General features: G+C 67.7%; 9 protein-coding genes. 4 read left to right on the forward strand and 5 right to left on the reverse strand.

Annotated features, from left to right (window positions below):
* Nucleotides 1-64 precede the first annotated feature (64 nt).
* Together E4L96_RS14060 and E4L96_RS14065 are read right to left on the reverse strand one after the other, a co-directional pair.
* Complete coding sequence (locus tag E4L96_RS14060; RefSeq protein WP_135207855.1) at nt 65-358, reverse strand: hypothetical protein; 294 nt, start codon at nt 356-358, stop codon at nt 65-67.
* An 81-nt stretch (nt 359-439) separates the two neighbouring features.
* On the reverse strand, nt 440-871 hold the full coding sequence (locus E4L96_RS14065; protein WP_135207856.1) for a GNAT family N-acetyltransferase: 432 nt from the start codon (nt 869-871) through the stop codon (nt 440-442).
* 96 nt (nt 872-967) lie between these two features.
* Between E4L96_RS14065 and E4L96_RS14070 the strand changes: the two genes are divergently transcribed.
* Nucleotides 968-2,608, forward strand: coding sequence for a Na+/H+ antiporter (locus E4L96_RS14070; protein ID WP_135207857.1), 1,641 nt, complete (start codon nt 968-970; stop codon nt 2,606-2,608).
* A gap of 105 nt (nt 2,609-2,713) precedes the next feature.
* Here the strand turns inward: E4L96_RS14070 and E4L96_RS14075 are convergent, their stop codons facing one another.
* Complete coding sequence (locus tag E4L96_RS14075; RefSeq protein ID WP_135207858.1) at nt 2,714-3,691, reverse strand: glycosyltransferase family 4 protein; 978 nt, start codon at nt 3,689-3,691, stop codon at nt 2,714-2,716.
* Nucleotides 3,692-3,950: 259 nt separating this feature from the next.
* Here E4L96_RS14075 and E4L96_RS14080 point away from each other — a divergent pair, with 259 nt between their 5' ends.
* Complete coding sequence (locus E4L96_RS14080) at nt 3,951-4,568, forward strand: DUF4254 domain-containing protein (RefSeq protein ID WP_135207859.1); 618 nt, start codon at nt 3,951-3,953, stop codon at nt 4,566-4,568.
* 441 nt (nt 4,569-5,009) lie between these two features.
* On the opposite strand, the gene E4L96_RS14085 is transcribed toward E4L96_RS14080, so the two are convergent.
* Together E4L96_RS14085 and E4L96_RS14090 are read right to left on the reverse strand one after the other, a co-directional pair.
* On the reverse strand, nt 5,010-6,026 hold the full coding sequence (locus tag E4L96_RS14085; RefSeq protein ID WP_135207860.1) for a PEP-CTERM sorting domain-containing protein: 1,017 nt from the start codon (nt 6,024-6,026) through the stop codon (nt 5,010-5,012).
* 319 nt (nt 6,027-6,345) lie between these two features.
* On the reverse strand, nt 6,346-6,531 hold the full coding sequence (locus E4L96_RS14090) for a hypothetical protein (protein WP_229414479.1): 186 nt from the start codon (nt 6,529-6,531) through the stop codon (nt 6,346-6,348).
* Between the two features lie 156 nt (nt 6,532-6,687).
* On the opposite strand from E4L96_RS14090, the gene E4L96_RS14095 reads away from it, so the two are divergent.
* Together E4L96_RS14095 and E4L96_RS14100 are read left to right on the forward strand one after the other, a co-directional pair.
* Complete coding sequence (locus E4L96_RS14095; protein ID WP_135207861.1) at nt 6,688-8,145, forward strand: DUF4331 domain-containing protein; 1,458 nt, start codon at nt 6,688-6,690, stop codon at nt 8,143-8,145.
* 12 nt (nt 8,146-8,157) lie between these two features.
* Nucleotides 8,158-8,400: a hypothetical protein gene (locus E4L96_RS14100; RefSeq protein WP_135207862.1), complete on the forward strand. Its 243-nt coding sequence runs from the start codon at nt 8,158-8,160 to the stop codon at nt 8,398-8,400.
* Nucleotides 8,401-8,490 lie beyond the last annotated feature (90 nt).

Raw genomic sequence — 8,490 nt, forward strand, 5'->3', positions numbered from 1 at the left:
CGGGAGGGCGCAGCAGCCCAGTGGCCCAGCGCCGTGGGCGCGACCGGCCCGCGCATGGCCTGAGTCAGGACTCCGTGCGGCGGTCGTTCACGTCCTCGGCGCGGGTCTCTTCGGTGCGGTGGCCGGCGGCATCGGACTCACCGGCGGGCTGGCCGAGCGCGCCGCCCACTTGCGGGTCGACCGCGTTGCCCATCGACTTGCCCGGCGAGCCCTCGGGCGGCGGATCGTTGTAGTCGCGCGTGCGCACGGCGCCCCCATCGTTCACCACCTTCTGTTCGTCGCCCGCGGCGGCGGGATCGGGCGGATGGGTCGGCAAGTCGCGGTGTAGTTCCTTGCGGCGCGGATCTTCTTCATGCATGGCAGCCTCCTGCAAAAGTCATCGGGTCTGGAGGCCATCTTAGCCAAAGCGCCGCAACGGCCGCACAGCATTGCCGCACGGTCACTCCGATTCGACATAGCCCCGCTGCGCCGCATCGACCTGGTTGCGGTAAATGGCCATCGCCGTCAGCATGCGCCGGAACCCGAAGCGCTTGTAAAACGGCTCCTTGCCCGGCGCCGCGTACAGGATGATCTTGCGGTAGTGCCGCACCTCGTCCAGCAGCTGTTCGACGATCTGCTGCCCGATGCCCGCCTTCTGGTAGGCCGGATGCACGGCGATGTCGGCCAGGTAGCAGCAGTCCAGCCCGTCCGCCAGCCCGCGCCCCGCGCCCACCAGCTTGCCCTCGTGGTACACAAAGCGCTTGTACATGCTGTTGCCGAACACGAGCTTCAGGTCGCCCGGTGGCTTGTTGCCCAGCGGCGCGATGCGGTACAGCTCGAACAGTTCTTCCCAGTCGACGTGCTCGTCCGTCGTCTGCCAGCTCAGATCCATGGTGTCTCCCTCGTATGGTCCCGCCATTGTGCCCCACTCTCGCGTGCCCGGTGCGTGCGGCCGAGCTGCTACACTTTTCGGCATACAAGGAGGACCATGGAATCGGTTGAGATCGCGCTGCTGATGCTGCTCGCCGTCGTGGCCAGCGGCTACGTACGGCGCGCGCTGCCGTTCGCGGTGCCGCTGCCGGTGGTGCAGATCGCACTCGGCATGTTCATCGCGGGCACGCTCAAGCATGGCGTCGAGCTCGACCCGGACCTGTTCTTCGTGCTGTTCCTGCCGCCGCTGCTGTTCATCGACGGCTGGCGCATTCCCAAGAACGGGCTGCTGAAGGACCGCAACATCATCCTGCAGCTGGCGCTTGGGCTGGTGGTGTTCACGGTGCTCGGCGCGGGCTGGTTCATCCATTGGCTGATTCCGGCGATGCCGCTGGCGGTGGCCTTCGCACTGGCGGCGATCGTCTCGCCGACGGATCCGGTGGCGGTCAGTTCCATCGCGGGCCGGGTGCCGATTCCGCGCCGCCTGATGCACATCCTGGAAGGCGAATCCCTGCTCAACGACGCCACCGGCCTGGTGTGCTTCCGCTTTGCCCTGGCGGCGGCGCTGACCGGGCACTTTTCCATGCTCAGCGCGACACTGACCTTCCTGTGGGTGGCGCTGGCCGGGGTGGCGGTGGGCATGGGCATGACGCTGGGGATTGCGCGGGTGCAGGGCTTCCTGGACCGGCGGCTGGGCGAGCAAGCGGGCACGCCCATCCTCGTCAATCTGCTGACGCCGTTCGCGGCCTACCTGTTCGCGGAACTGATCCATGCGTCCGGCGTGCTGGCCTCCGTGGCGGCCGGCCTGACCATGAGCTATGTCGAGCTGAGCGGGCGCGCGCAGGCCGCCACGCGGGTGCAGCGGGCCGCCGTGTGGGACACCGTGCACTTTTCCCTGAACGGGATCGTGTTCGTGCTGCTGGGCGAGCAGCTGCCGGATATCTGGCGCGAGGCGCAGGCCGCGCTCGACGGCAACGGTCCGGTGTGGCGGCTGGTGCTGCATGCGCTGGTGATCAGCCTGTTTTTGGCGCTGCTGCGGTTTGTGTGGGTCTGGGTGTCGCTGCGGCTGGTGCGGGTCGCGGCCAAGGCGCGCGGGGTGCGGACGCCGAAGACGCACTGGCGCCTGGTCCTGGCGACCTCGCTGGCGGGCGTGCGCGGGGCGCTGACGCTGGCGGCAGTGCTGACCCTGCCCTTGCACCTCGCGACTGGGGAACCGTTTCCGCACCGGCCGCTGCTGATCTTTGTGGCGGCGGCGGTGATCCTGATGTCGATGGGGATGGCGGTGCTGGGTTTGCCGCGCGCGCTGGCGCAGCTGGAGATGCCGGAGGAAGCGGGCGAGGAGGCCGAAGAGGAGCGCGCGCGGCACCATGCGGCGCAGGCCGCCATCGCGGCGGTGAAGTCGGACCGCCACCGCGCCGGCATCGACGTGCCGGACGAGCGGGCCTACACCCGCGCCATGGAGCGCCTGGTGGAACTGTACGAGCGGCGCCTGCCGGACCAGCCCGCGCACGGCCACGATCCAGAGCAGCAGCGGCTCGCCGACCAGGCCGAGCGCGGTTTGCGGCTGGCAGCGCTCCATGCCGAGCGGGATGCGCTTTTCGACCTGGCCCGGCGCGGCGAGATCTCGGACCAGACGGCGCGGCGGCTGGTGCATGAGATTGACCTGCTGGAGGCGCGCTATCGGGGGCCGGCGGGCTGACGGTGGGGCGGGCCACGGTCGCGGAGACGCTGGCGTTCTGCCCGCCGCCGTCGCCGCTGGCTGGCGCGGCCAGCGGGGAAGCGTGGTCGCTGATGAGGGCGACTTTCAGCACGGCCAGTCCCGGCCGGCCAGCGGCCGCGTGCAGGTCACGTCCGCGAACACGGCGTTCCAGTCGCGCACGAACCTGGCGATATGGAAACGCTCCAGCGCCATCGCCCGCGCCTCGCGCCCCAGTTCGCGCGCCAGGCCAGGCTCGGCCAGCAAAGTGCGCATGCGCGCCACCAGTGTGGCCAGGCGCGTGTCCGCATAGCCGTTGCGGCCGTTGTCGATCACAGTGGCCATCTCCGCGGTCGCCAGCGCCACCACCGGCAGTCCAGCCAGCATCGCCTCGATCACAGCCAGGCCCAGGCTGGCGTAACGGATCGGGTTGAAGAAAAAGCGGTAAGCCGCCATGAAGGCAGGCACATGCGCGTGCCGCACCTCGCCCAGGCCGCCCAGCTGCTCCGCCTCCATCCCGGCCAGGTCGAGCGGGACCGCGGCGCGCGCCGCCTCGAACAGGTCCGCGCCCAGCCACCGCCCGCGCCGCGCCAGCTGGTTGATGACCACCAGCCCGCGCGCCAGCTCGCCGGTGTAGAGCGGCTGCGGTGGCGGAATCACGCCGTACTCGACCACGCGGCACGGGGTGCGCCCGCTGTCCCACATCAGCGCGTTGAACGGGGTCACGTGCACCAGCAGCAGGTCCGGGTCCTCGACCAGGTGGCGGGTGTCGGTCGGGTGCCCGCGCGGCGGCTCATGCTCCAGGTAGATCGCGGGGAGGCGCTGCTGTGCTGGACTGAGCAGGAAATCGCGGTCGTCCAGGTACTGGTGGTCGTCCTGGTACAGGATGCAGTCCAGGTCCTGGTGGCGCACCTCGCTGGCCGGCAGGTCGATCACATTCGCGCCCCACGGCATATGCCCGCAGCGCCTTCCATAACCAGGCAGCCGCCCCGGCCGGGACACGACGAAGAAATTGTGCGGCGCCTGCGCCAGGTAGTACAGGTAGCTGCCGTGGGTGTGCCAGGTGAGGATGTTCAAGGGCCGCATGGTCGCCTTTCGTCAGGTCAGGGTTGTCAGCGGGCGCTCAACTGGCTTGCGGTTCGCCGCCAGGCGCTGCTGGACCTGCGCCCGCACGGCTTCGACCGGGGCCTTCGTGCTGAGTTCCATATTTTGGCCATGGCGCACTTCTGAGCCAGCTCAGAAACCGGCCCGCCGTTTTCCGCATTGGCCACCCGGGTGCCGGACGGGCTGGAACTTTGCCCGGACGGCCGCATCGAACCGGCAGCTTTCGTCCATGGAGAACTGCATGCTTGCCGACCTGACCGCCGCGTCCGTCATCCGCCTGCACGACCGCGTGCTGGACCCGCCGCCGTCCGGCGCGCCGCCCGCACCTGCGGACACGGCCTGGCATGCCATCGCCACCAACCACCGCTGCAACTGCCTGCTGTGGGACGAGGAGGACCGGGCCCGCCGGCGCGACGTGCCGCCCGCCACCATCGCCCAGAGCAAGCGCCTGATCGACCAGTACAACCAGCAGCGCAACGACGCGGTCGAAGCCATGGACGAAGCGGTGCTGGCGCGGCTGGTGCGGGTGCAGCCGCAGCCGGGCGCACGCCTGTCGAGCGAAACGGCGGGGGCGATGATCGACCGCCTGTCCATCCTCGCGCTCAAGATCTTCCACATGCGCGCCCAGAGCCTGCGCACCGACGCCAGCCGCGCCCATGTGGAGGCCTGCCGCTTCAAGCTGACCCGCTTGCTGACCCAGCGCGCGGACCTCGCTTTCTGCCTGGACCAGCTGCTGGCCGAGGCGGCCGACGGGCGTGCCTATTTCAAGGTCTACCGCCAGTTCAAGATGTACAACGACCCGGCCCTCACGCCTTACCTGTACGGTCCGCCGGACCGGGCGGCCGGAGCCGCCCCGTGAGCGCCGCCGTCGACATCCTGCTGCCGACCTGGGCGCGCGCCCGCCCGCTGGCGATCAGGCTCACTGCGCCGGGGATGCAGACCTGCGTCCGCCTGAGGGGAGGACGTGCTGGCCCAGCGGCAGGTGACGGGTCGAATCCGTGGCGCATGTCCCCCAGATGGAGCGCGGAACACCGCCCCACTGTGCACCGGCACGCGCTGGAGCAGCCCCGGCACCTGATCTCGCGTGGCGTCCCGCGCAGGTCTGGCAGCCGTCCGCGGTGCAGTGCTCTCTATGGCGCTCTCCTCCTGGCACGCAGCGGCATCCCTCCGCCGAATACCTGGGTGACGCGCGCCCCGGAAGTTCCCGCACCGGTCGGCGGCCCGTGAACAAAAAAAACAGCCGGGCTTGCGTCCGGCTGCTGGAGGTGGTCCGCGCACGGACCCATCATGATTGCCCGGTTCAGGCGGCCCGGCGCTTGCCCCGCGCCACGCCCAGCGCCGCCAGGGCCACGCCCAGCAGTGCCAGCGAGCCAGGCTCCGGCACATCGGTGTCCTGCGGCAAGCGGCAGTCGCTGCAGATCCACAGCTGCTCGGCGCCGCCGTTGTTGCCTGAGTATTTGACGTTCACCGACAGGAAATAGCCGCCGTTGTTCGGATCGAGCGCAGCACTGCTGAGCAAGGCGCTGTAGGCGGCAAACTCGGCGATGCTGGTGCTGAGGTTGTCGCTGACGCGATAGCCGCCGCTCGTGTGGCCAGGCTCCACGGGACAGTCGTTGGCGTTCTTGGCGGTCCCGATGTTGTAGGCGGCGCCATCGATCTTGTCCACGCAGTAGTCCGAAATCACTGTCACATAATCGGCGGCAGCCGGGGCCGGGTCGGCCGAGGTGTCGCAGCCTCCCGCCTTGCTGAACTCGAAGCACATCCCATTGACCGTGTTCCCGGCGGCGTCGACGATCCGGGCCTGGCCCCAGATGTTGATGAATTGGTTGCTGGTCCGGCCTTCCTGATTGTTATCGAACAGGAACACCAGGGGGCCGCCTTTCAAGTAGGACTGAAGATTGCTCAACTTGATGTCCCAGCGGTTGATCTGATCCCCAACAAAGGCCCCCCCGGGATCCACCATGGTATAGCTTGACGACTGATTGCCGGTGGGCGTCAGAAACACGTCGTTCGCTGGAGTGCCGTTGGCGAACGGCGAGGTGAAGTTGCTCATGCCGTTGGCGGAGGTCAGCACGATCGCCTGGTCGGAAATCTGCCCCGGGCTGGACGCCACCGGGTACGGTCCGCCGGGCAGGCAGCGCGCATCGCCCGCCGCGCTGCAGGTGTTCAGCAGGTCCAGCGAGTACACCGTGAACGCGTTGTAGTTGGTGCTGATCAGCGGGTTGGGGTCAGGCAGCTGCAGTGTGGTGGCCTGCGCGGCCGGCGCCAGCCCTGCCAGGCTCATCAGGCACACTGCGGCAAAGGACATCTTGGTCATGACAGTTCTCCCGGGGTTCGTTTTTGTAACCTAGAGTCAAAGCAGAGAACATGCCAGCGGATCGAAAATATTTACAATCAAGGACCTATGAAACCGCTTTGTTTGCGCGATCTCATAGTGTAAAGATACCCGACAGAAAATGAAGTTAATTCTTCACAAGAGCTTCACTAGTAACTAACGGTTACTTCACGGGACCTGTCCTGCGCGCCCCGCTGCGGGCGCGCAGCCCGGCAGTTACTTCGGCATCAGAACCGTGTCGATCACATTGATCACGCCGTTGGACTGGTACACATCGTAGGGTCGCGACGTCGGCCATGTGTCACGCCGCCTGCACCGCAGTGACGAGCGTGGTGCGATCGGCCGACTGCTTGGCGCTCTCGACGATGTCCTTGGCCGGCAGCATGCTCTGGCCGCCGACCATGACGCTGGCGTCGTGGGCCGCGACGGGCAGGCTGGCCGATGCAAGAGCTGCGGCCAGGGTGAGCAGAGAAACGGAAGCGCGCATAGTGGTTCCCGTTTGACAGTGGATGAAGTGCTACCGCCTGTTCTACGCCGCGACCGGTGCCGGCGGATTTAAAAAAAGTCACGACCTGAATCCAATTCGTTGGCCCCTGCGTATAAAAGCCGCACCAGTATCCATTTGATAACGGAGGAGAACGACATGACCCGATTGCAGACCTGGAGCGCACTCGTGCTCGCCGCCGCGGTGTTCCCGGCGGCACAGGCGTCCAGCCACCGCGAGGCGCCTTTCATCACCCGGCATCCGAAAGTGGATGCCACCGACTTCTACATGTTCCGCAGCTATGAACCCGGCCGCGACAAGTTCGTGACTCTCATCGCCAACTATCAGCCGCTGCAGGATCCGTACGGAGGGCCGAACTACTTCAGCATGGATCCGGACGCGCTCTACGAAATCCACATCGACAACAACGGCGATGCCAAGGACGACCTGACCTTCCAGTTCCGCTTCCAGAACATGAACAAGGACGCCAAGTTCAACGTCGGCGGCAAGCAGGTGTCAATTCCGCTGGTGATCAACGGCGGGCCGATCGACACCGTCAATCCTGCGGGCCTGAACGTGCGCGAAACGTACACCCTGACTGTGGTGCGCGGCGACCGGCGGGCCGGCGCGCGCACTGTGGTCGGCACCTTCGACAAGCCGGTCGACAACATCGGCAACAAGTCGATCCCCGACTACGCAGGTTATGCGGCCAAGCATGTCTACAGCGTCAACCTGCCCGGCTGCGCGACCCCGGCACGGATGTTCGTGGGCCAGCGCAAGGACCCGTTCGTGGTCAACCTCGGCGAGACCTTTGACCTCATCAACATCAAGGCGCCCGCCGTCGAGTTCGCAGCCAACGCCGAGCGCGCCGCGCGCGACGACCTGGCCGACGCCAACGTCACCACCATTGCGCTCGAGGTTGCCGCGGCCTGCCTCACCAGTGGCAGCGATCCTGTCATCGGCGGCTGGACCACGGCCAGCCTGCGCCAGGGACGCCTGCTGAATCCGGCGCCCGGCAATGGCGCAGCCCCATCCAAGGAAGGCGGCGCCTGGACCCAGGTCTCGCGCCTGGGCATGCCGCTCGTGAATGAGGTGGTGATCGGCCTGAAGGACAAGGACCGCTTCAACAGCAGCAAGCCGAGCGGTGACAGCCAGTTTGCCGATTACGTCACCAATCCGACCCTGCCCGCGCTGGTCGAAGTGCTGTACGGCGGGGCCGGTGCCAAGGCACCGACCAACTTTCCGCGCAACGATCTGGTGGCCGCCTTCCTCACCGGCGTGAAAGGCCTGAACCAGCCCGCCACCGTGACCGCGTCCGAAATGCTGCGGCTGAACACGGCCATTGCACCGGCCGCCAAGGGCAGCCAGAAGCGGCTGGGCGTCATCGATGGCGACACCGCGGGATTCCCGAATGGCCGCCGGCCCGGCGACGACGTGGTCGATATCGCGCTGCGGGTCGTGATGGGCAAGCTGTGTACGCTCAACCTGGGCTGCAAGCCGACGGACGCGCCCGCTGGCGCCCTGCGCTTTACCGATGGCGCCTACCTGGACGACAGCGGCTTCGCGGCCAGCTTCCCGTACCTGAACACACCGCTGACCGGCTCGCCGCAGCAATAAGGAGGACCGATCATGCGACGCACTCAGATCCTGGCCTCCGCCGCTTTGCTGCTCGCCGGTTGCGGCGGCGGTGGCAGCAGCCATACGGACACCGGTCCCGGTCCCAGCGGACCTCCGCCGGTGATGACCGACAGTTTCATCGCCACCGTCACCACGCTCACCGGCGTGCAACCGGACGACACCGAGCCCGCCGCCCTCAACGGCGAGTCCCCGGCCGCGCCGGACGACACCGAACCCGTGGCGGTGACCCCATGACCCGCCGGCCCGCTCTCACAGGGGCCGCGGTGGCACCCGCGCCCGCGTCTTCGAGCGGAGGCGGGCGCCGCCGGCCAATTGCCCTCGGGG

Origin of the sequence: Zemynaea arenosa (genome assembly GCF_004614185.1) — a bacterium.
GTDB lineage: Bacteria > Pseudomonadota > Gammaproteobacteria > Burkholderiales > Burkholderiaceae_D > Telluria > Telluria arenosa.